This window comes from Sporosarcina sp. YIM B06819 (assembly GCF_033485175.1).
Classification (GTDB): domain Bacteria; phylum Bacillota; class Bacilli; order Bacillales_A; family Planococcaceae; genus Sporosarcina.
The window spans coordinates 161,530-187,282 of record NZ_JAWLIQ010000008.1 but is presented as its reverse complement, the minus strand read 5'-3'; the positions used below and the strand labels follow the sequence as shown (position 1 = coordinate 187,282).

At 39.7% G+C, this 25,753-nt stretch carries 20 protein-coding genes; 18 read left to right on the top strand and 2 right to left on the bottom strand.

What is annotated here, in order from left to right:
* The first annotated feature begins 270 nt into the window (after positions 1-270).
* Entirely contained in the window at positions 271-1,668 is a 1,398-nt protein-coding gene (locus R2B72_RS07100; protein ID WP_318615740.1) for a HEAT repeat domain-containing protein, read from the top strand.
* A 188-nt stretch (positions 1,669-1,856) separates the two neighbouring features.
* On the opposite strand, the gene R2B72_RS07095 is transcribed toward R2B72_RS07100, so the two are convergent.
* Positions 1,857-2,876 (bottom strand): LacI family DNA-binding transcriptional regulator, encoded by a 1,020-nt coding sequence (locus R2B72_RS07095; protein WP_318615739.1) that lies wholly within the window; start codon positions 2,874-2,876, stop codon positions 1,857-1,859.
* Between the two features lie 278 nt (positions 2,877-3,154).
* Here R2B72_RS07095 and R2B72_RS07090 point away from each other — a divergent pair, with 278 nt between their 5' ends.
* Together R2B72_RS07090 and R2B72_RS07085 are read left to right on the top strand one after the other, a co-directional pair.
* Positions 3,155-5,149 carry an alpha-amylase family protein gene (locus R2B72_RS07090; RefSeq protein ID WP_318615737.1) on the top strand — a complete coding sequence of 665 codons (1,995 nt, stop codon included), beginning with the start codon at positions 3,155-3,157 and terminating at the stop codon, positions 5,147-5,149.
* Between the two features lie 242 nt (positions 5,150-5,391).
* Positions 5,392-6,672: an alpha-L-fucosidase gene (locus tag R2B72_RS07085; RefSeq protein WP_318615736.1), complete on the top strand. Its 1,281-nt coding sequence runs from the start codon at positions 5,392-5,394 to the stop codon at positions 6,670-6,672.
* A 203-nt stretch (positions 6,673-6,875) separates the two neighbouring features.
* On the opposite strand, the gene R2B72_RS07080 is transcribed toward R2B72_RS07085, so the two are convergent.
* Entirely contained in the window at positions 6,876-7,667 is a 792-nt protein-coding gene (locus R2B72_RS07080; protein WP_318615735.1) for a phytanoyl-CoA dioxygenase family protein, read from the bottom strand.
* 76 nt (positions 7,668-7,743) lie between these two features.
* Between R2B72_RS07080 and R2B72_RS07075 the strand changes: the two genes are divergently transcribed.
* The 15 genes from R2B72_RS07075 (at position 7,744) to nikB (ending at position 25,742) form a co-directional block, all read left to right on the top strand.
* Positions 7,744-8,583 carry a helix-turn-helix domain-containing protein gene (locus R2B72_RS07075; RefSeq protein WP_318615734.1) on the top strand — a complete coding sequence of 280 codons (840 nt, stop codon included), beginning with the start codon at positions 7,744-7,746 and terminating at the stop codon, positions 8,581-8,583.
* Positions 8,584-8,901: 318 nt separating this feature from the next.
* Positions 8,902-10,722, top strand: a complete 1,821-nt coding sequence (locus R2B72_RS07070; protein WP_318615733.1) for an ABC transporter ATP-binding protein — start codon at positions 8,902-8,904, stop codon at positions 10,720-10,722.
* 16 nt (positions 10,723-10,738) lie between these two features.
* Positions 10,739-12,559, top strand: coding sequence for an ABC transporter ATP-binding protein (locus R2B72_RS07065; RefSeq protein ID WP_318615732.1), 1,821 nt, complete (start codon positions 10,739-10,741; stop codon positions 12,557-12,559).
* 248 nt (positions 12,560-12,807) lie between these two features.
* The gene (locus tag R2B72_RS07060; RefSeq protein WP_318615731.1) at positions 12,808-13,131 is read left to right on the top strand and encodes a UxaA family hydrolase; all 324 of its coding nucleotides are present in this window, start codon (positions 12,808-12,810) and stop codon (positions 13,129-13,131) included.
* 2 nt (positions 13,132-13,133) lie between these two features.
* On the top strand, positions 13,134-14,294 hold the full coding sequence (locus R2B72_RS07055; protein ID WP_318615729.1) for a UxaA family hydrolase: 1,161 nt from the start codon (positions 13,134-13,136) through the stop codon (positions 14,292-14,294).
* Positions 14,295-14,326: 32 nt separating this feature from the next.
* A complete protein-coding gene (locus tag R2B72_RS07050) occupies positions 14,327-15,142 on the top strand; it encodes a 3-oxoacyl-ACP reductase family protein (protein ID WP_318615728.1) in 816 nt (271 codons plus the stop codon).
* Positions 15,139-15,912, top strand: coding sequence for a glucose 1-dehydrogenase (locus tag R2B72_RS07045; protein WP_318615727.1), 774 nt, complete (start codon positions 15,139-15,141; stop codon positions 15,910-15,912). The genes R2B72_RS07050 and R2B72_RS07045 overlap by 4 nt, the downstream gene beginning before the upstream one ends.
* A gap of 64 nt (positions 15,913-15,976) precedes the next feature.
* Positions 15,977-16,870: a fumarylacetoacetate hydrolase family protein gene (locus R2B72_RS07040; protein WP_318615726.1), complete on the top strand. Its 894-nt coding sequence runs from the start codon at positions 15,977-15,979 to the stop codon at positions 16,868-16,870.
* A 19-nt stretch (positions 16,871-16,889) separates the two neighbouring features.
* On the top strand, positions 16,890-17,315 hold the full coding sequence (locus tag R2B72_RS07035) for an RbsD/FucU family protein (RefSeq protein WP_318615725.1): 426 nt from the start codon (positions 16,890-16,892) through the stop codon (positions 17,313-17,315).
* 17 nt (positions 17,316-17,332) lie between these two features.
* Positions 17,333-18,325 (top strand): asparaginase, encoded by a 993-nt coding sequence (locus tag R2B72_RS07030; RefSeq protein WP_318615724.1) that lies wholly within the window; start codon positions 17,333-17,335, stop codon positions 18,323-18,325.
* A 44-nt stretch (positions 18,326-18,369) separates the two neighbouring features.
* The gene (locus tag R2B72_RS07025) at positions 18,370-19,242 is read left to right on the top strand and encodes a sugar phosphate isomerase/epimerase family protein (RefSeq protein WP_318615723.1); all 873 of its coding nucleotides are present in this window, start codon (positions 18,370-18,372) and stop codon (positions 19,240-19,242) included.
* A gap of 96 nt (positions 19,243-19,338) precedes the next feature.
* On the top strand, positions 19,339-20,730 hold the full coding sequence (locus R2B72_RS07020) for a leucyl aminopeptidase family protein (RefSeq protein ID WP_318615722.1): 1,392 nt from the start codon (positions 19,339-19,341) through the stop codon (positions 20,728-20,730).
* An 82-nt stretch (positions 20,731-20,812) separates the two neighbouring features.
* The gene (locus tag R2B72_RS07015) at positions 20,813-22,273 is read left to right on the top strand and encodes an arylsulfatase (protein WP_318615721.1); all 1,461 of its coding nucleotides are present in this window, start codon (positions 20,813-20,815) and stop codon (positions 22,271-22,273) included.
* A 951-nt stretch (positions 22,274-23,224) separates the two neighbouring features.
* A complete protein-coding gene (gene nikA, locus R2B72_RS07010; RefSeq protein ID WP_318615720.1) occupies positions 23,225-24,796 on the top strand; it encodes a nickel ABC transporter substrate-binding protein in 1,572 nt (523 codons plus the stop codon).
* Between the two features lies 1 nt (position 24,797).
* A complete protein-coding gene (gene nikB / locus R2B72_RS07005) occupies positions 24,798-25,742 on the top strand; it encodes a nickel ABC transporter permease (protein ID WP_318615718.1) in 945 nt (314 codons plus the stop codon).
* The last annotated feature ends 11 nt before the right edge of the window (positions 25,743-25,753 follow it).

The window sequence follows — 25,753 nt, the reverse complement described above, 5'->3', positions numbered from 1 at the left end:
AACAGCACGGGCTGAAGACCCTGGACTGAGCGTAGCGAGGGAAGCGGCTGAAGCCGTGCCCGCGGAAAGCGTCCGCCTGAAGCGCAAATCAACCTTGTTCGGATTCCAAGGTTAATTATTCTATTATGAAATTGATTCATTCACTTGAAACAGTAAAGTCTAAAAATTCGAGTATTATGAAATATAAATTATTTGATTATTGACACTTGTATGCGAATTGGTATAATCATAATTGAAATATTGAAAGTAAAACAAGGGAGCTGTTAATTGATGAAACAAGCACCAATTTTGTTGACGGATGAGCAAATGCAAGCGTTTATTACAAAAGGATTTTTAGTGTTAAAAACTGATTTTGCACCCGAGTTCCATGAGAAACTGATGGATGAACTGAATCATGTATATCAAGAAGAGGGGAATCCAGGTAATAACTTGTTACCAAGGGTGCCAGCATTGCGAAAAGTTTTCGATCATCCTGCTGTAGATGGTGCCTTGCAAAGTGTCATTGGACCAAATTATTTGATGCATACCCATCGCCACGGGCATTTTAACGCAGATCCAAATCCTGGTGGATGGCATAAGGATAGTTACTGGGGGTATAGCAGAATGCGTAATCACCATCCGTGGTGGGCAATGATTATGTATTTCCCTCAAAATACGCCGCCCGAATTAGGGCCAACAAGTGTCATGCCAGGAACGCAAAATTACGCATCACGTGTTTTTACAGAGGATGAAATGAACAAGGAAGCACTGGCTAGCGGTGAAGCGGGAACGTTTATACTCATTCATTATGATATTTGGCACAGAGCAACAGCTAATACACTTGGACAGCCACGCTACATGCTGAAATTTGAATTTATGAGGACAGAAGCTCCAACAGCTCCAAGCTGGAATAATGAAAATGAGAAATGGAAAACACCATCATCGGCAAGTGAGCTTCTTTATCAGAATGAAGAGATGTGGGAAGAGACGTGGGACTGGCTTTCTGGAAAAGTTGGTGCCATCGCTGAAACAAGGAACGATTCAGATGTTGGACAGCTTTCCACAACATTAATTGGAGATAACGAGCCAGAAGCAATCAATGCAGCCTATCAATTGGCAGCCTCCGGGGATGAGGGACTAGCTGCATTAGAAAAAGCTTTATATGCGACACAACTAAAAGATTCCCGTTTAGCTGCATACGGCCTATCTATTGCAGGAGAGAAAGCGGTTCCAATTTTAGAACAGGCGTTAGAAAGCGAACAGGAATCTACCGTAGCACATGCGGTATTTGCGCTTGGGGAACTAAGGCATATTTCTTGGTCGGTCGTTGGAAAATTGAATGAGCTACTCAGTCATCCTTCATTACCGGTTCGTCATACAGTTGTAGATGCGCTTAGTATGATTCAAGAGCCAACAGAAGAAGTGGTCGCTGGATTAATTCGAGCATTGAAGGATGAAGATGTTCAAACAAGATTTACAGCTGGACTTGCGCTGTGTCGCTTTGGTGCAGAAGCAGATGCTGCCGTTCCGCATCTTGCGGAAGCATTGAATGATGCTGATCGGTATGTAAGAGGTCACGCGGTTGAAGCTCTCAATTATATTAATACGGATGCTGCAAAAGAGGTATTGATTGATTACCTTCTTGCATCGAGATGGTGCTCTTCTACGACTCCAGTAAGTACATTTTAAGGGATGGAAAGGAACAGGATTCAAGTTCTTCCTGTTCTTTTTTTTTTTGCAAATAACGAGAATGTATTTATGAAAGAATTGATAGTGATCGATATGAAGTTATTATTTTGTGGGAATTGGCAATCGATTCATGATCTATCCAAAAATGATAGGGGAAGGAAACGAACGGTCCTTACCCTATCATTTTTTTATTCGATTTTGTGAAGTGACGAAGCTCTAATATTGAATTCAGCAGGCAGAACAATCGTCCGCGGCTCTTCTGGTGCAGTGTTCTCAATTCTTTCAATGAGCATTTGTGCGCCCATATAGCCGAAATGATAGGAAGGTTGTTCAGCTGCTGTTAAAAATAGTTCGCTATCTGTATAATTTGGGACCCCATCATAACAGACAACGGCTACTTCTTCTGGCACTTTGATATGATGTTTTTTTAATGATTTAACTGTATTAATGCCAAGGAAGTTACTTGTTGCAAAAATTGCAGTAGGTTGTTCATTTGTCGGTAATTGAAACATTTGCTGTATAGCATCGGAAAAGTCACTGTCATGAAAAAAATGACTTTGTTGGATTAGGTTCGGGTTGATGACTAAGCCGTATAATGTAAGGGTATCACAATACGCTTGATGGCGTTCACGTGCAGTGGCTATATCCAATGGCCCATTGATGATGGCGATTTTCTTATGGCCTTGTTGGATCAAATGTTCCATAAGTCGCCGAGTCGTTGTTTCATTATCACTCAATACTTGATCACATTTGAGGCCTTTAATGTGGCGGTCAATTAAGACAACTGGAATATTATATTTACTTAGTTTTAGTATGCTTTTTTGAGACGAATCGTTTGCGGGTGCAATAAGTGCACCGTCGATTCGAGTAGAAATTAGCATATCAATATATTTGGATTCCTTTTCGACATTTTCATCACTATTACAAAGCATTAATTGATATCCCATCTGCATCGCTTTATCTTCAGCCCCCCGAGCAACGCTTGTAAAGAAGGGATTGGCTATGTCTGTCACCAATAGTGATAATAGTTTAGTTTTTTTAGAAACGAGACTTCTAGCAGAACTATTAGGCATGTAATTCATTTTTTTAATAATACTTTCGACTTTTTCGCGCGTTTTATCACTGACATTATCTGCATTATTAATCACTCTGGATACTGTCATGGCAGAAACATTTGCCTCTTTGGCAATATCGTAAATCGTTATCAAAAATGTCCCCTCCTTATAGTAGTTTGAATAGACTAACGTTACACTTTTATTTTTGGAAAGTCTAGATGTTAACACTGTATAGCTAAATTGTTTTTTTTGTCCTCAATTATCTCATTTATTCGACCTTCTAATAATTCCATTTACTTGTGTTGACACAAAGTTTTGACATTGTTATTATAATGTTATCGGTATCTTTATTTTAACATCAATAGTTGATGTTTTATAGGATGAATGGTCAACCATATCTTATAAATGATAAATCAATGGAGGTTACTAAATTGAGTAAATTACGTTATAGACAAGTGCATTTAGATTTTCATACCAGCGAACACATTCCTCATATCGGAAGTGAATTTGTTGCGGAGGAGTTTGCAAAGACGCTAACAGAAGCAAATGTCAATTCCATTACTTGTTTTGCGAGATGTCATCATGGTTGGCTCTATTATCCTTCTAAAGCTAGGCCAGATTTAATTCATCCGAATTTGGACAATAAGAATTTGTTGTTAGAGCAAATCGATGTATGCCATAAAAATGATATTAAAGTTCCGATTTATACAACCGTGCAATGGGATGCTTATATTATGAACAATCACCCTGAGTGGTTAGCGATTGATGAAAATGGAGAGTTCATTAATAGCCAAGGCGTACCTGCTCCACATTTTTATTATACGATTTGTTTAAACAGCGGCTATCGAGACTATCTTAAAGAGCATTTAGAAGATTTGATCGATGTAGTAGGCAGTGACCGTATCGAAGGCTTGTTCTTAGATATATTATTTAAAGTAGATTGTCATTGTGATAATTGCTTTGCAGAAATGAAGAAAAAAGGCATGGATACGACAAGTAGACGGGAAAGAATTACGTATTCTACGATTATGTTGGATGAATTTAGGGCGGAAATTAGTACGTTTATTAAAGAAAGAGTACCACATGCCGGTATTTTCTATAATAGCTCGCACATTGGGCCAACAAATAAAAAGAGCCTTGAGAGTTTCACACATTTGGAATTGGAATCATTGCCAAGTGGTGGGTGGGGCTATGATCATTTCCCAGCGACAATGAGATATTCCCGAAACTTGGGTAAAGACATTATCGGTATGACTGGAAAATTCCATACATACTGGGGAGACTTCCATTCATTAAAAAATAAAGCGGCTTTGGAGTTTGAATGCTTTAACATGTTGGCACTCGGCGCTGCTTGTTCGATTGGTGATCAGTTGCATCCGAATGGCAAGTTGTCAAAAGCAGCTTATGAGTTAATTGGCCATGTGTATGGTCGAGTGAAGGCAGTAGAATCTTATTGCATGGATACAACTCCAATCTCGGAAATTGGTGTCTTAACACCTGAAGAGTTTTACATTCCAGGTGAAAAAAATCCAAGTATCCACCCATCTTTAATCGGCGCGGTGAGAATGTTGCAAGAACTGTCCTATCAGTTTGATATCGTTGACAGTCAAATGAATTTTGATAATTACAAGTTAATCATTTTGCCAGATGTCATCAATTTTTCTTCGCAATTAGAGCAAAAGCTACAAGCTTACACGGAGCGCGGTGGAAAAGTGATTGGTACATATGAATCGCTGATTGATAAAGAAACTAAAATTAGTGCTTTATATGGCAATGAATATATAGGTGATTGTTATTACGATCGTGATTTCGTAATGCCGAATGATGTCATTGGTAAAGAGCTATACAAAGAAGAATATGTCATGTACGTCAAAGGCGCAGAAATTAAAGCGCTGGAATCGGAAGTGTTAATGCAAACTGTGAAGCCTTACTTCAACCGAGAAGGGGAGACATTCTGTTCGCATCAACATGCGCCATCATCGAAAGAATTTGGTCATCCTGCGGTGACGAAAAATCAACACGTTATTTATTTCTCACATCCTATCTTTGGACTGTACAGAAAAAATAGTCCGGCATGGTGTAAAGTAATGATGAAGGATGCCATCGAAAATCTGTTGGATCAAAAACTTATTTCTCATAATGGTCCGTCTACGCTGTTAACATCATTAGCTGAAAAAGAAAATTCACAAGCGACAGTTGTCCATGCGCTACATTATATTACTGAAAAGCGTTCTGCCGATATTTATACAATTGAAGACATTATTCCGCTTCATGCGATTGAATTCACAATCTTTATGGGGGATAAGGACGTAAAATCGGTTAAAATAATCCCTGAACTTAAAGAGCTAGACTATCGTTTAGAAGATGGTTATTTATCGGTTACTGCCGATAAAATCGAAGGTCATTTCATGATGCTAATCGACTAAGTTTTATTTGGTAACCTGGAAAACCTTGTGTTACACAACCCTTTTATCGGATTTTTTATAAAATTCAGCCGATAAAAGGGTTTTTTTATAGATATCACTAAGTACACGAAGTGCGTGCTAAATAGATTTATTATTTGGAATGCGGTGAATGAGCGGTGCTATAAAGAGAATGTTTCAAAGTTATCGGTAACAGAATACGCAATCACAAAGTCTATTACTAACCGGAATAGGAGAGATGAAAAATGATAAATACATCAAAACGTACAGAATGGTTTTTAGAAGATCGCTTTGGCATGTTTATTCATTGGGGGTTATATGCGATTCCAGCAAGGGGCGAATGGGTAAGAAGTTATGAAAAAATTAGCAATGCGGACTACCAACGTTATTTTGAGGAGTTTAACCCAACACAATATGATCCTAAAGAATGGGCCAAAGCTGCCAAAGCGGCAGGACAAAAATATGTTGTATTGACGACGAAGCACCACGATGGCTTCTGTTTATTTGATAGTAAACTGACGGACTATAAAGCAACGAACACACCTGCAAAACGTGATTTGATTGCAGAGTATGTTACTGCTTTTCGCGCGGAAGGGTTGAAGATCGGTTTTTACTATTCGATTATTGACTGGTACCACGAGCATTATCCAGCTTATGGCGATGCGATTCACCCGATGCGTGACAATGAAGACTTTAAAAATCTCGATATTGATTTTGAAAAATACCTCGACTATATGCATGGACAAGTTAAAGAATTGCTGACGAACTACGGAAAAATTGATGTGATGTGGTTTGATTTTTCATATGATGATATGACAGGTGAAAAGTGGAAAGCGACTGAATTAGTGAATATGATTCGGGAAATCCAACCGGATATTGTGCTTGATAACAGGCTAGGTGGTAACATTAAATCAAGCAAGCCGGAAATTTACGCGGGAGATTTTTACTCGCCAGAACAAATTATTCCACCTGAAGGAATTTTGAATGAAAACGGTGAAAAAATTCCTTGGGAAGCATGTATTACATTAAATGATAACTGGGGCTATCATGCCAGGGATACCAACTATAAATCGCCTACCCAGGTCATTCGTACGTTAGTGGAGTGTGTCAGTAAGAACGGGAATTTGTTGCTGAATGTCGGTCCGGATGCGAAGGGTGTGATTCCGGAACAATCCTTGTCTATTCTGGCGGAAGTGGGCCAATGGATGAAACGCAATGGCGACAGTATTTATGGTTGCCAAGCCGCCGATTTAGCGAAGCCGGAGTGGGGACGTTATACGCAAAAAGGAAAATTCTTATATGCACATGTATATGATAGAGGGATAGGGCCTATCTATTTTGAGGGATTAAAAGGAAAAGTCAAGAAAGCTAGATTGCTAGCTGATGGATCCGAGCTACAAGTATTTACACCGTGGACGGCGGAACAATACTCTGATATTGCAAGCGGGGCTTTTATCACGCTACCCGGTGCGAGACTTCCAGATGAATCGGATACGGTTATTGAATTAGAGCTAATCGAAAAATGAGCATACTATTTTTAAAACGCGACATTTCGTTCGAAGTTGAACGAAATGTCGTTTTTTGGAATAATGAATTCGAAAGATTTATCTATTCGAGTTTACTGGTAACGATATTCAAACCGGGTTCATATCGTTACCAGTAAAATTGGTTTAACAATTAGCAAAGGTAAATTAAATATTAAAGCCAGACTCTGTCAGTTCATCATAATCTAATCAAATTCATTGCCGCATGGAGTGGATTCGCTACCTTCAACTGTAAGTATAGATCCATCTTGAAGATAAAGCGGTTTATAATAACTCCCTGCTTTTGTAGTCGAAACCCCTGCATAATGGCCAATAAATGATCGACGAAATTTATCTTTTGACACATTAGGATAGGATCCGTGAATGACATTCCCGTTAAAGAACAACACATCTCCCGGTTCAAGAATAGCAGGAATTGGTATTAATCCTTCAGGCACATGTACCTCTTCGCGAGTAAACGATTTCTCCGGATCCGCTTCATGTGGACATTGTAGCTCTGAATACTGCGAATTGGGAACAATGTATAAGCCGCCATTCTCTTCATTTGATGGGTCAACAGCAGTCCAAGCCGCAATACAAGTGCCTGGCTCTACTTTTAAATAGAAGTTGTCTTGATGAAGTGCCTGCCCCTTTGCACCAGGTGGTTTGAAATAGAACATGCTTTGTGCTGCAAATGGCTCTTCTCCTAGTAAATTTGTTAATACAGAAAAAACCCGTGAATCTAACATATAATTCATAGATACTTGATCTACTTTATGAGGATGCATAATTCTTGGAAACTGTTTCAATATATCCCCATTCGCTTGTTCCGCTGACAATGGCGAGAAATGCCCCGGTATCGGACCTGCTGCATGGATTTGCATGAAATGTTCTTTTAGCCGTTCCGTTTCTTCTTTAGAAAACAAACCCTTAACAATCAAATAACCTTCTTGATCAAACATTTCTTTTTGCGTCACAGCTATGTGATCCTTGATCATAATTAACACACTCCTTTTTTGTCTGAAAATTAGTTATAATACAATTACAATAATAAAGAATATTGGTGGAAATGGAATGAATGATATGACTAATAACCTTAACAATCCTGCTATTACCGCTAGATCACCTGGAGTCCTCATTTGTGATCATTATAGGCAAGTTCAGGATTACCAAGTTTATAGACCGGAAGGGACCAAAGATTGGTTAATTATTTATACAATAGCTGGGGAGGGTCAATTTATCGTAGATGATCATGTGCATATTGTTAAAAAGGGTCATATAGCTATACTTAAACCAAAAACAGTTCACCAATATGCAACACATACTTCATCCTGGGAATTCGTATGGTCTCACTTTTTACCACGAAAAACTTGGATTGAATTACTGATGCTTCCGGAGCGTGCCAAAGGGCTTCTTCAATTAAACATCGAACAATCAAAACTTCAGGAACGTGTAGTAGCTAGTTTCCAGAGGATGATTCATGATAATCGTAGCATTCACTTTTTATCGAAAGAGTTATCCATGAATGCGCTGGAAGAGATATTATTAGCGGTGAAGCAATGGTCACAAACGACCGATAAAATGAAAGTAGATTTACGCGTTCAAGAAGTACTACAAATTTTTAGTGAGAATTTAAAAGAGACGCATACCCTTGAATCTATTTCAAGGCAAGTATCACTTTCACCCTCACGTCTATCCCACTTATTTCGTGAACAAGTAGGCGATTCGATTATGGCTACGCTTTTATCAATGAGACTTAAACAAGGTGCCAGACTGCTAGAGTTTACAAATAGATCAATATCGGAAGTGGCGAGTGATGTAGGCTTTTCTAGTCCTTTTTACTTTACGAAACAATTCACCTCTTTTTACGGAATGAATCCTCGAGATTTTCGCAAATACTTAATGGATTGTTAACGAAACTAAATGATGTCGTAAAATTAGAAGCCAAAGTAACAATGGGGGAAATGCGGATTATCAATATCTAGACATAGACTTTGACAATGAATCGGATACGGATATTGAATTAAAGCTAATCGAAGAATAAGCATACTATTTTAAAAAGGCGACATTTCGTTCGAAGTTGAACGAAGTGTCGAAACTTAAGGATTTATCTATTCTGACTCACCTGAAAGTTCACACTGAATTCATGTCATTAACAGTAAAATGGAATTAACAATTAGCAAAGGTAAAAACTGTGCTAATAGGTTGTGGCACAAAGGGGGAAATACATCGTTGCAAAAAAAAATTCAAGCTATACGGATGTCTATGAAAAATGCTACAGAGGTGTGGGGCTATTTAAAAAGTGTGCTGTGGCAAGCTTCTAAGCCACTAACGCTGATTCTATTGATGTTAGGCTTGTTTAGTGGTTTAACGCTAATAGCTGAATTACTGGCCATCACTACATTGATCAATAGGTTAGTTGAATATGACCCGAGTCACGGTAGTTTCGGGATGGCAATTCAATCCTTATTGCCATGGGTAGTCATTTTTATCGGCGCCATTTTGATCAAACAGGCGGCTCAATCGATTCAACCGTATATTTCTATGCAATTACAAGAAAAAGCGTCAAGTATATTAAAAGAGCATATTTTCAGCAAAGCATTGCAGCTAGATTTAGAGTCATTTGAAACGGAAGACTATTACAATCAGTTGGAAAACGCCAAAAAGGCTATCAATCATCGGTTAACGTGGGCTTTAGAAAGCATAGGACTTATCATTGCGAGTATTGTTGAATTGGTTGTCGTTATTGTAGCTATCTCGAAAAGCGGTATTCTATTAGCTCTTGTACTCATTGTAGGCTCCGTTCCTTTGATTATGATTAACCTCAAATCAACGAAAGAATTTATGAAGATTAATTATCAGCAATCGCCAACCAAACGGCATAGCCAGTACTGGATGGGTTTATCGACCTCTCGCCAGACGGCGGCCGAACTTCGTTTGTTTGGGCTTGGACCGTATTTTTTAGGGAAATGGGAACGTTTAAGTGAACAGCTTATCGGTGAATTGTATACAGCTCGTAAAAAAATGGCCTGGTTACGAGTGAAAGGCGAAACGATACTCATCTTATTACTAGCGATGATGATGATTGGCATCGTGTTTGCTGGCGTAAAAGGAACGATTACGGTAGGAGCACTTGTCGCCTTGTTGTATATGTTGAATCGATTTGAACAAGCGATTGGTCAAGTGTCGGGTCATAGTGAAACGCTCGCAGATTTTCATTATAGCTTCCAATATATCCCGCGGTTTTTGCAAGCTGGCAAAGAAGAATTAGCTTCTGGCCTTCAAGCACCTGAAGTGATTGAACAGGGAATTCAATTTGAAAATGTTAGTTTTACTTATCCGGGTAGCACAAAAGAATCGCTAAAAAGGATTAATTTGCATATTGCACCGGGTGAAAAAGTCGCGCTTGTCGGAGAGAATGGGGCGGGGAAAAGTACATTGGCGTTATTGCTACTGGGCTTGTATCAGCCTACAGAAGGCCGGATTGTAGTGGATGGCGTAGATCTTACTGATATAAATCCCATCTTTTGGAGGCGCAAGGCGGCAGCTGTTTTTCAAAACTTTGTGAAGTACCAGTTGAGTGCAACGGAAAATATTACATTTGGCAATCTAGCCGATGCGGATAACGAGCAAAAGTTGACACAAGTAGCCAAGCGCAGTCGAATTGATGCTGTTCTTCGCCAGTTACCAAATGGTTATGACACGCTTTTAGGCAAGGAGTATGAAAACTCTAAAGATCTATCAGGTGGTGAGTGGCAAAAGGTGGCCATCACTCGAGCTTATTATAGAGAAGCCGACATTTTAGTGTTAGATGAACCGACCGCTGCGTTAGATGCACAATCAGAATATGAAGTGTATAAGCAGTTCAGTCAAGTGTCAGAAGGAAAAACGACCTTGTTAATTTCGCATCGTTTGGGTTCAGCTCGACTAGCCGATAAAAATATTAATCTTCAGGCAGGTCAAGTTGTTGAAATAGGAAGCCATGATGAGTTGATTGGAAGAAATGGCCCCTATGCAACGATGTATCACTTACAAGCAGAATGGTATCAGTAAGGTGGAGAGAAATGGGATGGCATATTCGCGTGGGCAACATCAAATCATCGATAAACTAAAAGCTTTTTATAGTAGATGGGTCTATATGGGGAAATTGTTCAAGTTAATTATTTCTATTGCATCGAAAGAAATGGCAATCATGTTGGTACTTACGATTAGTCTTGGTTTATTGCCGCTATTATCTATTTTTTCTTTGCAGCAATTAGTGAATGCAATCAGTCAGTTAGGGGATGCTGTTGGATTTCCATCTACAACGATTCTTTGGATGGCACTTCTTATTCTAGCGCTCGTTTTACAAAGTGTAGGGAATATTTATGGAAATATGAGTAGAGACCATATTCAAGAGCGCATAAAAGCTAGAATCCAAAAACTGATTATTAGTAAAACGCATAAATTATCACTCGCTCAATTTGAAAATGGAGAGCTGTATGATAAATTGCAGCGAGCAAATAATGGGCTAGAGAACAGGCTTTTTTCTACAATGGCTTTCACGTTTCAATCGATCACACACGTTATCACATTAGTGTCATTGCTCATCTATTTATTGTTTATTCATTGGAGTATTCCACTAGTTTTATTGGTAGGAAGTGTAATATTTACACTTGTTCAAGTCAGATTATTTATTGAAAGGTATATCTTGGATCGAGAACAAACGACTGAGATGCGTAAATTAAGTTATTTCGAGCGCTTAATGACGACACGCGAAGCAGCGAGAGAGATTCGTTTATATCAGTTAGGCAATCATCTAAAAGGAAATTGGCATGCGCTGAACGACAAGCTCAGGAAAGAACGGCTAGGGCTAGTACGAAGAGAGAGCCGTTTGGAAATGATTAGTTCGGGCGGCAATACATTGACATTTGCTTTTGTCTTAACAGGTATCGTGTACTTCGCAACACTTGGATTGTTGTCAGTTGGTCAGTATGCAGCTTTCATAAGAGCTGTGCTTCAATTTCAAAGTGATATGTCTAATCTTTTATGGGACATCGCCCTAATCGACAATGACTTACGCTATATCCAAGACTTTTTTGACTATCTGGAATTACCGGAGGAAACGGTTTCAGGTATTGAACTACTTGAAAAAAGTTTAGTAAAGGGCATTGCATGCGAACAAATCAGCTTTACGTATCCGGGTTCAGACCAATCTGTTTTTAGCCAAATTGACTTGGCCATCAAGCCTGGTGAACGTATTGCACTTGTTGGTAATAATGGCTCAGGCAAAACGACGCTGATAAAAGTGCTGTTAGGTTTATACAAGCCAACAGCAGGCAGAGTATTGGTGGAAGGCATTGATTTGCAGGAGGCTGATTTAGCAACTTGGCGAAAAAAATGTACAGCCATTTTTCAAGACTTTCATAAATACCATGTAAGTGTGAAAGACAATATTGCGATTGGTCAAATTGAAAAAATCGATGACTACAATCAAATTAAGAAAGCGGCACAATCAGCTGGCGCAGATGCGATGATTCAACAATTAGCAGCAGGCTATGATACTTTCCTTGGTAAGGAGTTTAATGGTGAGGAACTCTCTCAAGGTCAATGGCAAAAAGTTGCGATTGCGCGCGCTTATGTCCGTGACGCAGAACTGCTAATACTGGATGAACCTACAGCGGCACTCGATCCACAAGCAGAAGTCGACATTTATAAGCAATTTCAAGACGTTGCACAAGGTAAAACAACGATATTCATCTCCCATCGATTGGGCATCTGCAAACTAGCAGATCGAATTATTGTGTTAAACAATGGGGGAATAGCTGAACAAGGCACGCATGATCAATTGATGGCGGAAAACGGTCATTATGCGGGCATGTATCGTCTGCAATCACAATGGTATGCGTAACCTGGTGGACTAGTTGGTAGAAGAGGCTCAAGCTTTTTCTACTAGCGCTAGTTTTGATAAATAATCACGTCTTTTTACGATGATCCTATTCGTTTAGGATCTCTTTTTTGATTTTATTAATGATGCAGGCTGAGTTGAATAAGTTTTTTAATAATTGACACATTAGTCAACCCTTTGTTATCATTATGTTACCGATAACCTAATTGGTATTGTTAAGATTCCTTAACAATATGAAGGGAGACAAAACGATGGCTGAACAGACTTACTTAGAAGGAATAACAAGTATAGTAATGGATGAGAAAGATAATGTTGCAACTCTTTTAAAGGATTTTAATAAAGGAGAAACATTAGCGTATTCAAAACAGGGGCAGACATTTCGAGTAACCTTAAACCAAGATGTTAACTTTGGACATAAAGTTGCGATCGCAGTTATCCAACCCGGTAAAGAAGTGTTCAAATATGGAGAAGTAATTGGTGCTTCGACTGTGGAGATAGCAATCGGTGAGCATGTCCATATTCACAATATTGAAGGTATCAGAGGACGCGGAGATAAAAAACGGAAGGAGTCGTAAACATGCAAACATTTAAAGGGTATCGCAGAGACAACGGTAAAATCGGAGTTCGCAATCATTTATTAATCCTTCCTACAGTCGTATGTGCCAATCAGGTCTGTTCAAGAATCCAACAGCAAGTTGCGGGAACAGTTGCGATTCCCCATCAACACGGCTGTAGCCAAGTTGGCTCGGATAAAGACAGAACGCATAAAGTTTTAGTCGGTATGGGGAAAAATCCAAACGTTGGTGCAGTTCTCATTGTCAGTCTTGGTTGTGAAGTTATCAATGCCGAAGAAGTCAAGGCTGAAATTGAAACAACAGGTAAACCAGTCATCTGGATTGATATTCAAACGGTTGGCGGTTCTGTGAAAACGATTCAAAAAGGAATCGAAGAAGCACAGAAACTGATGACAATCATTGAGCAAACGCCCGTTGTGGATATCCCTATGTCTGAATTGATTGTCGGCGTAAAATGTGGCGGTTCTGATTTTACTTCTGGCCTATGTAGTAATCCTGCACTTGGGAAAGGCGCAGACCTGCTACTTCAACAAGGTGGAACAATTATTATGGGTGAAACGACTGAAATTATTGGAGCAGAGCACTTAGTCGCTGCCAAAGCAGTCAATCAAGCCGTGAAGGACAAGCTATATAGTTGTGTCGCACAATTTGAAGATGAAATTGAACGCATGGGTGTAGATATGCGTGGTGGAAATCCAAGCCCGGGGAACATTGAAGGTGGATTATCAACAATCGAAGAAAAATCACTTGGCTGTATTAGTAAAGCGGGTACGGCTCCTTTGCAAGGTGTCATCGACTTCGCGGATGATATTCCGGGAACGGGTTATTACTTTATGGATTCTCCAGGGAATGATATTGAGTGTGTCACAGGAATGGCGGCAGCCGGCGTCCATATTGTCTGCTTTACAACAGGCAGAGGCACACCAACAGGTAATCCGATTGTACCCGTTATTAAAATAACAGGTAACGAAGTCATGGCAAAACGCATGGCTGATAATATTGATATCGATACAAGTGCTGTATTAAAAGGTCAGCAAACGCTAGATCATTCTGGGGAAGAAATTTACAAATTCATTACGGATGTAGCGAATGGCGAGCAAACAAAGGCTGAAATTTTAGGGCATGAAGAATTTAGTATTAGCAGAATTGGTATTAGTTTATAAAAAACAGTGAGTTCATAGTAGGAGGAATTGCGTTGAATAGACTTGCAAAACGTGTGGCACTAGTCACTGGAGGTAGCCGAGGTATTGGTGCTGCCATTGTTAAACGATTAGCAGAAGAAGGGGCACATGTTGCCATCAACTATACTTCACCAGGGTCACTTGAAAAAGCAGAAGAATTAAAGACTTATATAGAAGAAACTTATCAAGTACAAGCAATGGTTGTCAAAGCCAATGTAGGTATTAAACGAGAAGTAGACGCTATGATTGAGTCTATTGAAACAACGCTTGGCTCTATTGACATACTGGTGAATAATGCTGGAATCGCACCTTTCGAACCGTTTATGAGCCTCACAGAAGAAAGCTGGGACCGCACATACGAAACGAATGTAAAGTCAATCTTCTTAACTTCACAGCGCGCAGCTAGAAAGATGATTGAAAAACGGTACGGTAAAATTATTAACATCACGTCAACGGCGAGTTTATTGGTCACAAGCCCTGTTATACCTCATTATATTTCATCCAAAGCGGCTGCGAGCCACTTGACAAAAGCATTAGCGATTGAGCTTGGAAAATATAATATTAATGTCAATGCAGTCGGACCAAGTACGGTCGCGACAGACATGTGTCATGATTATCTGCAAGATGAAGAGATCCTTGCCAAAGAAATTCAAGCAAATCCGATGAAACGATTGGGTACTGAAAAACAAGTGGCAGACGCAGTTGTCTTTTTAGCATCTGATGAAGCGATGCAAGTCAATGGTCACTTATTGATGGTAGATGGTGGGTTAACGGTTAAAGCAGCGCAACCTGAAGATCATCTAGCAGCAGAACGGGAGCTAATACTATGAGACTAGCAGGTAAAATTGCAATAATTACAGGAGCGGGCAGTGGCATAGGTAGAGCCACTGCGTTGCTCTATGCAACAGAAGGCGCTCATGTCATTGTTAATGATGTCTCACAGGAAAATGGAGAACAAACTGTTGCTGAAATAAAGGATAATGGCGGTCAGGCATCCTTTTTCCATGCAGATGTGACCAATCCTGAATCCGTTCAAGCGTTAACAGAATATGCGATTCAAGAGTACAAGCATATTGATATTTTATTTAACAATGTGGGCATGAGCAATGTAGGGCGTTTGGATGAAGTAGAGCCTGACGTATGGGATAAAGTCATGAGTGTCAATGTCAAAGGGGTTTATTTACCGTCTAAATATATTGTGCCACACATGATGGAACGCAAAAGTGGTTGCATTATTAACATGTCATCATGTGCAGCTGAGATGGGATTAGCGAAGCGAGCTTTGTACTCTGCTACAAAGGGAGCCATCTTATCACTGACAAAGGCAATGCAAGTCGATTATGCACCTTATAACATCCGAGTCAATGCATTATTGCCAGGAACGATTTTAACTCCTTTCGTTGAGAACTATTTGAAGACCGCTTATAGTGATCCGGAAGAGGCTATTGCAGGTATTAAAACAAGACAGTTAAGCGGTGAATTAGGCAAACCGGAAGACGTGGCGGCCGCTGCTGTATTTTTGGGGTCGGATGAGTCGAAGTTCATGATGGGATCACCATTGTATATTGATGGTGGAGTCGTTTTTGGAAAAAATGCTTAATGAAAAAAATATCTGCCTGCATCAGAAATGATTAGGTATGTGAACAGGAAAGGGAGTTATTTAGATGAAGTTGTTGACATTTGAGGAGCAGGGGATACATAAATTAGGTGTGCAAACCGCACAAGGCATCGTTGATGTAGCCGCTTCAGCGGAAAAAGTAGGAAATACAACAATCCAGACGGATATCATGGCTGTCATTTCTGCTACTGCTGCTGAAGTAGCAGAGCTTCAAGCGTTTATTACAACTGTATTAGCAGATGGCCAAGCGGTTTGTGTGGATGCAGACGAAATCACATGGGGCCCAGCTGTCACGAAGCCACATAAAATTATTTGTGTGGGCTTGAATTACCGTCGACATGCGGATGAAACCAAAGCACCTTATCCAGAAGTACCGATTTTGTTTAATAAATTTGATAATACATTAACCGGACATAACAGTGAAATTGAGATTCCAAAAATGACTGAAGAACTTGATTATGAAGTGGAATTAGGGATTGTCATTGGGAAAAAAGCGAAGTATGTTACACAAGAAGATGCACTGGATCATGTCTTTGGTTATTGCGCAGTGAATGATCTATCTGCACGCGATTTGCAAATGAGAACGCAACAATGGTTACTTGGGAAAACTTGTGATAAGTTCAGCCCAGTTGGTCCTTATCTTGTGACGGCAGACGAAATTGACAACCCGAATGACTTATCTTTAAAAACATATGTCAATGGGGATCTACGACAGAACTCGAATACGTCGGATATGATTTTCTCTTGTGCAGAGATTGTCAGCTATATTTCCGATTATATGACATTAGAGCCTGGTGATCTTATTTTAACAGGGACACCTGAAGGCGTAGTACTAGGTCTTCCGAGAGAGCAGCGTGTATATATCCAACCAGGCGATATCGTGACAGTAGAAATCGAAAAACTAGGTACGCTTACAAATCGTTTTGTAGCGGAAAACTAAAGAAATGAGTTGACCAGCTATGCTGAAAGGAATTCCAGCTATTCTATCACCTGACTTAGTAAAGACATTAATGGAAATGGGACATGGTGATGAAATTGTACTGGCGGATGGAAATTTTCCATCTGCCAGCCATGCAAAACGTCTAATCCGATGTGATGGGCATGGCATAGCAGAACTACTCACTGCAATATTGGCTCTTTTTCCTTTGGATACGTACGTCGATTATCCAGCTGCCTGTATGGCTGTAGTGGCGGGTGATCCAGTAGAACCCGTTATTTGGGGAGAGTATGAAGACATCATTCATCAACAATGTCAGCAGACGTTTCCACTAGCGTATATCGAGCGCTTTGATTTTTATGAACGAGCAAAAAATGCCTATGCAATTGTGGCCACAAGTGAACAAGCTCTTTATGGCAATATCATTTTGAAAAAAGGTGTTATCTAATCAGCGAGGTGTAACGAATGACTTATCCAGTAATTGTAGAAGAGCTCAGAGGTGGGAAAGTAGAAAACATCCACCAAGGTATTATTTGTGTCATCAATGATAACAAAGAAGTGATATATGAAAAAGGCAATATTGACAGTCATGTGTTTTATAGATCGGCTATGAAACCTATCCAAGCACTTCCCGTTTTCATGACCGATGTTATTGAAAAATACCAATTGACACAACAGGAAGCTGCATTGTTCACAGCTTCACAACGTGGTGAGAAATATCATCAGGAAGCGCTTGAAAGTTTGATGGCCAAACTAGGATTGTCAGAGGAACTACTGGTGTGTGGAGCTAGTTATCCATTAAATGAAGGGCCAAAAGAACAATATGTTTGGGACCATAAGTCGAAGCGGAAATTACTGCATAATTGTGCAGGAAAACATCTAGGATTCTTGGCATATGCACAAGAAAAGGGGCATGAGCTCAGTAGCTATGATGATCCGGACCATCCATTACAGCAGGAAATTCTACAGCAACTGGTCAATTTATCCGAGACGCCAATTGAAAACATTCATAAGGGAATGGACGGATGCGGAGCGCCAGTTTACGGTGTGCCACTTCGAAATATGGCCATTTCGTATTTGAAATTCGTTGCTCCTGAATTAATCGGAGATCCACAAACGGAACAAGCCGTTATTCAAATTAGTGAAGTCATGCATGCGCATCCTGAAATTGTTGCCTCACATAATTTTATTTGCACAGTATTGCTAGAAGACCCAAATATTATTGCCAAAGGTGGCGCGCAAGGAGTCTATTGTCTTGCTCTCAAAAAAGAACGGATTAGTATTGCACTTAAAGTGTTAAGTGGTTCTGAACTCGTTTGGCCTGTGTTAGTGGCAGAGCTATTAGAGAAATTAAACTACAGTAATAAGGAAACCATAGCTAGCTTACTAGCTATTCGTTCAACAGCCATTTTGAATGATAGCGGTAAGCCAATAGGAGAAACAAGTGTTATTTTGTAAACGTTTTTTGGTATACTACTATCTACTAAAGGGAGAATGACCCCATGAAAATCGGATTAAGTACTTATAGTTTATTAGATGCTATCAATGCAGGTGAAATGGACGTACTAGATGTTGTGCAGTGGATTGCTGATAATGGTGGAGAGCATATGGAAATTGTGCCATATGGCTTCACATTGGTAGATAATTTGGAATTGGCAGATGCAGTACGTGAAAAAGCAAAAGAAGTTGGCATCGAGCTGTCCAATTACTCACTACCAGGTAACTTTGTACACGATACAGAAGAAGAATTCGAGGCTGAAGTTGAACGACTGAAAGAACATGTTGATCTTATCAACCGAATGGGCATCAAGCATATGCGTCATGATGTCATTGCATTTACATTGCCACCAGAAAAAAGGACCATTGCTCACTTTGAGGAAAGTTTGCCGAAAATTGTTGAAGGTAGTCGTCGAATTGCGGACTATGCTGCACAATTCGGCATTACGACAACAATCGAAAATCATGGCGCGGCCGTTCAACATAGTGATCGAGTTCAGCGTGTTTTGCAAGCCGTTGATAGACCCAACTTTAAAACAACACTAGATATCGGTAACTTCTTATGTGTGGATGAGGATCCAATTGTGGGTGTCAAGAAGAACTTGCCGTATGCATCACTCGTTCATTTCAAAGATTTTTATGTCCGTCCTTACTTCCAAGACCCGGGTGCAGGGAAATGGTTTAGAACAGCCAATGATAATTACTTGCGCGGTTCGATTGTCGGACAAGGCGATATCAATATAAGAGAAATTGTCAAACTGATTAAAGACTCTGGCTATGATGGGTATATTACAGTGGAGTTTGAAGGAATGGAAGAATGTCGAGAGGCATCCAAGATTGGTATGGATAATGTCAAACGTCTTTGGGATGAAGCCTAACAAATACGAACAAATCACCCCAGGGGTTGCAGACAACCCTGGGGTGAAACTGTATCTAGTATCTTAACTAATCACAGTAGAATAGGGGAGATTTTGATGAATACTACGCTAGTTCCTCTGAACAATAGCGAAGCCGATATGGGTTTTATCATTCATGAAGAAATGGTTGCATTCGGTGAAGTTACGCATATCCAGGTAGCTGGAGAAATGTATGTTACTGTAGGTGTCCAGAAGGCTAAATTGACAACGGAAGACATTCGATTTTTGGGTGGCAAGCTGAGACAAGCACTTCAAAAGTATGCTCGTTATACGACCGCCACAATCGACTTTGGCATCTTGCATAGCTCTTGCAACTACCTCGAAATCGATGAAGTAGTCACCGCCTTTGTTGAAGGCTGGCATCTTGGTGGCTATGCATTTTTAACGTATAAAAAAGAGCAACCGAAAAAGGAAGTTCGCTTACAATTTGAGTCAGCAACATACGAGGTAGCTGTTAAACAGGGGGAAATTAGAGCAGAGGCAGTCAGTGTAGCACGTGATCTGTGTAATGAACCCGCAAATAAATTAACACCTGCAGTTTATGTAGATACATTACAGCAGTTATTTCATCAAACGGCTGTTAGTGTAGAAATCATCGAAACGGATCAGTTAATCGCAAGAGGATTTGAGCCAACTGCCATTGTAGGTGCTGGGAGTCAATATCCGCCTAAAGTGGCGATATTAACATTGAAAAATAACGATACGAAACATATTGCATTGGTTGGTAAAGGTGTCACATTCGATTCAGGTGGTACAAATGTGAAAACGGGTAGTAATATTGGTGAAATGAAGATGGATATGGGGGGATCCGCGGCAGTCGTAGGTGCAATGAAGCTGCTAGCAGATTCGAATAGCCCTGTCTATGTCACCGCAATTTTACCGCTAGTTACAAATGTTGCTGGCAAAGATTCCTATTTACCATCGGATGTCCTAACGTATCGCAATGGACTCACCGTAGAGGTCGGGAATACAGATGCGGAAGGTCGACTTGTTTTAGCAGATGGTATTCTATATGCACAAGAAATGGGTGCAGACACCATTATTGATATCGCCACATTAACTGGCACAATTGGACAAGCACTTGGTCTAAAAACAGCGGGTATATTTAGTAATCAAGAAGACAACTTGTGGTCCTACAAAACACTTGGTGAACAAACAGGTGATTACGTCTGGCCAATGCCAATCACGAGTGACTATCAAACCTATATTGATAGTAATACAGCAGACGTCAATAATATGAGCACATCGCCATTTGGTGGCGCCATTACCGCGGCAGTATTTCTACAAAACTTTGTAGAGGAAGATAAAAAATGGATTCACATTGACATGGCCAATACAGTTCGCCCATGGAAAGAAGAAGGTTATTATGTTACTGGAGCCGCAGGATTTGGTGTGCGTCTGCTAGCAGAAATTGTTCGCAGTGAAATCTCCTGCATTGCTGGGCGATGAGGTAGGTGCTACAACATCTTGTTTTAGTTAAATAGCGAACTATTCCCAATTCTAATCATATAAAGTCGAAAGGACATCCGATATGAAACCAAATATATTGTTAATTGAAGTCGATCAAATGCGTGCAGATTGTTTGAGTATCATGGATCATCCAGTTGTAGACACACCTAATTTGGACCAACTGGCGAGAGACGGAGTATTGTTCACGAATGCTTACGCAGCTACGCCGTCTTGTGTACCGGCAAGGGCAAGTATCTTAACGGGTATGTCCCAAGCATCGACAGGACGGGTAGGTTATCAAGATAAGGTACCATGGAAATATGAAAATACCCTAGCTGATGAATTTAGCAAGGCAGGTTATCATACACAAAGTATTGGGAAAATGCATGTCTATCCCACGCGCAGTTTATGTGGCTTTCATAATGTCATATTACATGATGGGTATATGCATTATAATCGTTTTAAGTTTAATACAAAAACAATGGAATCAGCTGATTCTGTGGATGATTATTTGAACTGGATGCGTGATAGAACAATCGGTCATGTAGATTTGTCGGACCTTGGTCTTGATTGTAACTCTTCAACTATGGCTAGACCTTGGCATTTGGCAGAAGAATTACATCCGACAAACTGGTTAACTACACAATCCATTGATTTTCTAAGGCGTCGTGATCCTTCCAAGCCCTTCTTTTTGAAAATGTCGTATGTCAGGCCCCATCCACCATTTGATCCGCCATCCGTATTTTACGATATGTATCGCGACATGGATTTACCAGACCCGCCTCTGGGGGATTGGGCAGATACTAATGATCGAAGCCGAGAAGGATTGAATCCGGTGACAGCGAAAGGGCTTGTCCCTAAACAGCGGTTCCAGCGTGCACAAGCAGCCTACTATGCGTTAATCACCCATGTGGATCATCAAATTGGTCGTTTTTTGAACGCGTTGCAAGAGTATGGTGTTTATAATAATACGATTATATTATTTGTATCTGATCATGGTGAGTTGTTGGGCGACCATAATTTATTTAGAAAGAGTCTTCCTTATGAGGGGAGTGCGAATGTACCTTTCATATTGGCCGATCCCGGTAACCATTTATCCATGAAGAAAAATAGCAGGCTAGAAGAAGTTGTTGAACTAAGGGATATTATGCCTACATTGCTTGGTGCGGCAAATATCGCGATTCCAGATACAGTTGAAGGAAAAAGTGTGCTACCATTAGTGAGAAAAGAACAAGATGTTCAGTGGCGTGAATATATTCATGGTGAACATACGCTTGGCAATCAGTCGTACCAGTGTATTACGAATGGTAAGGAGAAATATATTTGGTATTCGCAAACAGGGGAAGAACAGTTTTTCGATTTAATAAAAGATCCTAAAGAATTGACCAACCGTATACAGGAAGCTGATTATGTACAACGTATTCAAGTGCGAAGAGAGCAGTTGATACAGGAGTTAGCTGGTCGGGAGGAAGGCTATTCTGATGGCAAGTCATTATTCGTTGGCAAGGCAGTGAAATCGACGCTAGCCCATGCGTTAACTTGACAATGAAAACTGTGAATTAAGTATATTTTTGTCATTCTGGCAAGGATATACTTAATTTATTTATAGGTGGAATTAAACTTTAAAAATATTCCATATTTCGAGAAGTGTGCAACAATACCTAAATTTAAATGATATCTAAATGAATAAATTTCATAATTACCTATTTCGATTAAAAAGGCGAACGATTATACGATTATGAATTTCAATATTCGTAAATATGAAGTTCCACCTTCGTTGATTGGAGAGTAAGGCGGCGACTCCTGCGAAAGCCGTCACGAAGAACGGCTTTTGCGAATAAAAGCGAAGCGTTGAGAGCAGGATGCCTTAATTTCCGCAAAGAACGCAGAAATACGGCCAATCGAACCCTACGCTGTTCGATTGGCTGAAGTCAAGCCCGCGTCCGCCTGGAGTGGAAATCAACCTTGTTCGGATTTTGAGGCTGCTTGATTGATTATGAAATTGATTCAGTCATTTAGGAATTTTTTTCTATTGATGGGGTTATCACTTATTGTTGTGTGGCTAATTGACTGGTTAATTATTCATATAAAAGCTTAAGGTAGGAATATTTCGGAAGAACAAGCATCTCTCTTGAGGTGCTTTTTTATATTTGGTAAAGAACTGTATTTTGTACAATTGATTATATGAACCGAATAAATTTGATTCAGAAAAAAGCTATAACCCCATATGAATTATCATATATTTATGTGAACAATAAAAAACAGTCAAGCACTTTGAGTTTGAAATAAACCTTTTTGAATACTCTGCTCGATGATTATCCAGTACGATTTTCATTCTTGATGTAAGTCTTGTAAAGAACTAATACAATTAAGTTTTTTTAGTGAAGAAAAATTAAATTCATAATCCAATTGACTATTTTAATGAAAAAGGGTAGTATTCAACTTTGTAAACAGTAATGATTACGATTTAAAAAACGCAAGGGTGGTTGATGAAATGAAAAAAAATAGTTTTAATACAAAAAGTTTGTTGGCATTATTAATATGCTTATTTATCTTCGCAGCATCTGGTTGCTCAGCTGAAAATAGCAACTCAGATTCAGAAGGAGAGAAAATGAATGAGAAGAATAAAAAGGTAACCATGATCTTTAGTTTTAAGTCCGCCAGTTTAGATCCTCATACTAGCTTTACTCCTATTCGTGCAGGTATAACGGAGACGTTGCTGAAATTGGATGAAAACTCGAATATTGAAGGATGGCTCGTGGAAAAGTGGGGAACATTGGACAGCACGACATGGGAGTTTACAATTCGCGATAACGTAACTTTTCAAGACGGGGACAAACTTGATGCGGCTGGAGTTAAAGCCTCAATTGAAAGAAGCATCGCTATCAATGAATCTCTTGGGGAGTCTTTGAAAATCGCATCAATGGAGGCGGATGGACAAAACCTTACAATTACAACAACAGGGCCTTATCCTGCTCTTCCGTCTGAACTTGTAAACCCATATACATCGATTGTTAATACTGCAGCTGAATTAGAAATGGGTCAAGAGAAATTTAGGAATTCACCTGTTGGAACAGGGCCATTTTCAGTGAAAAAATTTACTTCAAATCAGGAAGTCCAAGTTGTTAAAAATGACAACTACTGGGCGGGGAAACCTAAAATTAATGAGGCAACAATTAAATTTAATGAAGATGCAAACGTACGAGCACTTGCTTTTCAGGCAAAAGAAGCAGACGTTGTTTATAACCTTCCTGCTGAAGGCATAGAAGTAATTGAGAAGGATAAAGAACTTACAGTTAAATCTGTACCAGGTCTTAGATCTCATTTCATATTATATAATCAACAGAGTTCAAAAGTCGAGGATGTAAAAGTAAGAGCAGCCCTTAATTTATTAATTAACAGAAAAAGCATAGCAGATGATATTATGCTTGGCCATGCTATTCCTGCTAATGGGCCGTTTAACAGCGATCTTCCTTTTGGAAGCGATGATGCTGTGAAAAAATTGGATCTTAACAAAGCGAAATTACTGCTTGCTGAAGCAGGCTATACAGAAAATGCTGACGGCAAGATGGAAAAGGATGGAAAAGCACTCAAACTTGAGCTTATCACATATAAAGCACGTCCAGAACTGCCCTTAATTGCGCAACTTTTTCAATCAGATTGCGCAAAAGCTGGGATAGAAATAATAATAAAAACAGTTGAAAATGCCGATACACATCTTGTTGAAAACAAAGGTTGGGATATGAGTACTTACAGTAACAACACGTCACCGCGAGGAGATGGAAGCTACTTCCTGAACACCGCATTCACAGAAACAGGGGCTCTAAATGTAGGGAGAATTAATCTTCCAGAAATGAATGAAGTAATTAAAGAGTTGAATAAAACAAGAGATCTGGATAAAAGAACACAGTTGACCAAGGATGCAGCAACTATTATTAATAAGGAAGTTCTTCATAGCTATGCCGTATATCCTAATATAATTGTCGGGGTGAATGACCGAATTAAAAACTGGATTCCGACAGCAGAAGAGTATTATATTTTAACCCATACAATGGATGTGAAATAAAGTGTTATCGCTGGTTAGAAAGCGAATTTTCCAATTAGTGATAGTGGTATTCATCTTGTCTATTTTTACCTTTGGATTAATAAAGCTTGCTCCAGGAGACCCCGTTATGTCGATATTGAATGCGGATGAAATGATGGTAACAGAAGCGGATCAAGCAAAACTCCGTAGTGAACTTGGTTTTGATCAGCCAGTCTATGTTCAGTACGGTAAGTGGATGTACGGTCTGTTTAAGCTAGACCTTGGCACTTCATACATGAGTGGAAAGCCAGTATGGAACGAAATGATGGAGCGTTTGCCAATCACATTTCAGTTAACAACAGGGGTTCTTTTGGTCATGGTAAGCATCTCTCTTCCTCTTGGTATAATTTCAGCACGTTTTCCTAGAAAATGGCCAGATCAAATTAGCAGATTACTTGCGCTGATAGGAGCATCAATTCCAAGCTTTTGGCTTGGATTGATGCTGATTTATCTTTTTGCTTTAAAGCTTCAAATCCTACCGTCAAACGGCATGGGCTCTTTCGCTCAAATGATTTTACCTTGCTTTACTTTAGGATTTTCATTGGCTGCTGTCTATGCAAGGCTTATTAGGGCAGGACTTATTGAAAGCTTTTCGAAAGATTATATTCAGGCTGGAAGAGCAAGAGGAGTGAAAGAATGGCGTATTCTTTGGTTCCATGCTTTCAGAGCTGCTCTACTGCCTGTCATTACGGTTTTTGGTTTGAGCATGGGAAGCTTGCTAGGCGGAGCTGTGGTAATTGAAAACATATTTTCTTGGCCAGGACTAGGAAACATGGCAGTAGATGCGATTTTTAACCGTGACTATCCTGTAATTCAAGGGTATGTGCTACTAACAGGCGTATTCGTAGTAGTTGTGAATCTACTCGTAGATTTATCGTATTACTTGATAGACCCGCGCATTAAGCAAGGAAAAGAGGGAAGCAATTGAGGTTTTTTTAT

Excerpts from the sequence above, each read along its gene's own strand:
- R2B72_RS07100 (WP_318615740.1), top strand. The coding sequence starts at position 271 with ATGAAACAAGCACCAATTTTGTTGACGGATGAGCAAATGCAAGCGTTT.
- R2B72_RS07085 (WP_318615736.1), top strand. The coding sequence starts at position 5,392 with ATGATAAATACATCAAAACGTACAGAATGGTTTTTAGAAGATCGCTTT.
- R2B72_RS07080 (WP_318615735.1), bottom strand. The coding sequence starts at position 7,667 with ATGATCAAGGATCACATAGCTGTGACGCAAAAAGAAATGTTTGATCAA.
- R2B72_RS07075 (WP_318615734.1), top strand. The coding sequence starts at position 7,744 with ATGAATGATATGACTAATAACCTTAACAATCCTGCTATTACCGCTAGA.
- R2B72_RS07065 (WP_318615732.1), top strand. The coding sequence starts at position 10,739 with ATGGCATATTCGCGTGGGCAACATCAAATCATCGATAAACTAAAAGCT.
- R2B72_RS07060 (WP_318615731.1), top strand. The coding sequence starts at position 12,808 with ATGGCTGAACAGACTTACTTAGAAGGAATAACAAGTATAGTAATGGAT.
- R2B72_RS07055 (WP_318615729.1), top strand. The coding sequence starts at position 13,134 with ATGCAAACATTTAAAGGGTATCGCAGAGACAACGGTAAAATCGGAGTT.
- R2B72_RS07045 (WP_318615727.1), top strand. The coding sequence starts at position 15,139 with ATGAGACTAGCAGGTAAAATTGCAATAATTACAGGAGCGGGCAGTGGC.
- R2B72_RS07040 (WP_318615726.1), top strand. The coding sequence starts at position 15,977 with ATGAAGTTGTTGACATTTGAGGAGCAGGGGATACATAAATTAGGTGTG.
- R2B72_RS07035 (WP_318615725.1), top strand. The coding sequence starts at position 16,890 with ATGCTGAAAGGAATTCCAGCTATTCTATCACCTGACTTAGTAAAGACA.
- R2B72_RS07030 (WP_318615724.1), top strand. The coding sequence starts at position 17,333 with ATGACTTATCCAGTAATTGTAGAAGAGCTCAGAGGTGGGAAAGTAGAA.
- R2B72_RS07025 (WP_318615723.1), top strand. The coding sequence starts at position 18,370 with ATGAAAATCGGATTAAGTACTTATAGTTTATTAGATGCTATCAATGCA.
- R2B72_RS07020 (WP_318615722.1), top strand. The coding sequence starts at position 19,339 with ATGAATACTACGCTAGTTCCTCTGAACAATAGCGAAGCCGATATGGGT.
- R2B72_RS07015 (WP_318615721.1), top strand. The coding sequence starts at position 20,813 with ATGAAACCAAATATATTGTTAATTGAAGTCGATCAAATGCGTGCAGAT.
- nikA (WP_318615720.1), top strand. The coding sequence starts at position 23,225 with ATGAAAAAAAATAGTTTTAATACAAAAAGTTTGTTGGCATTATTAATA.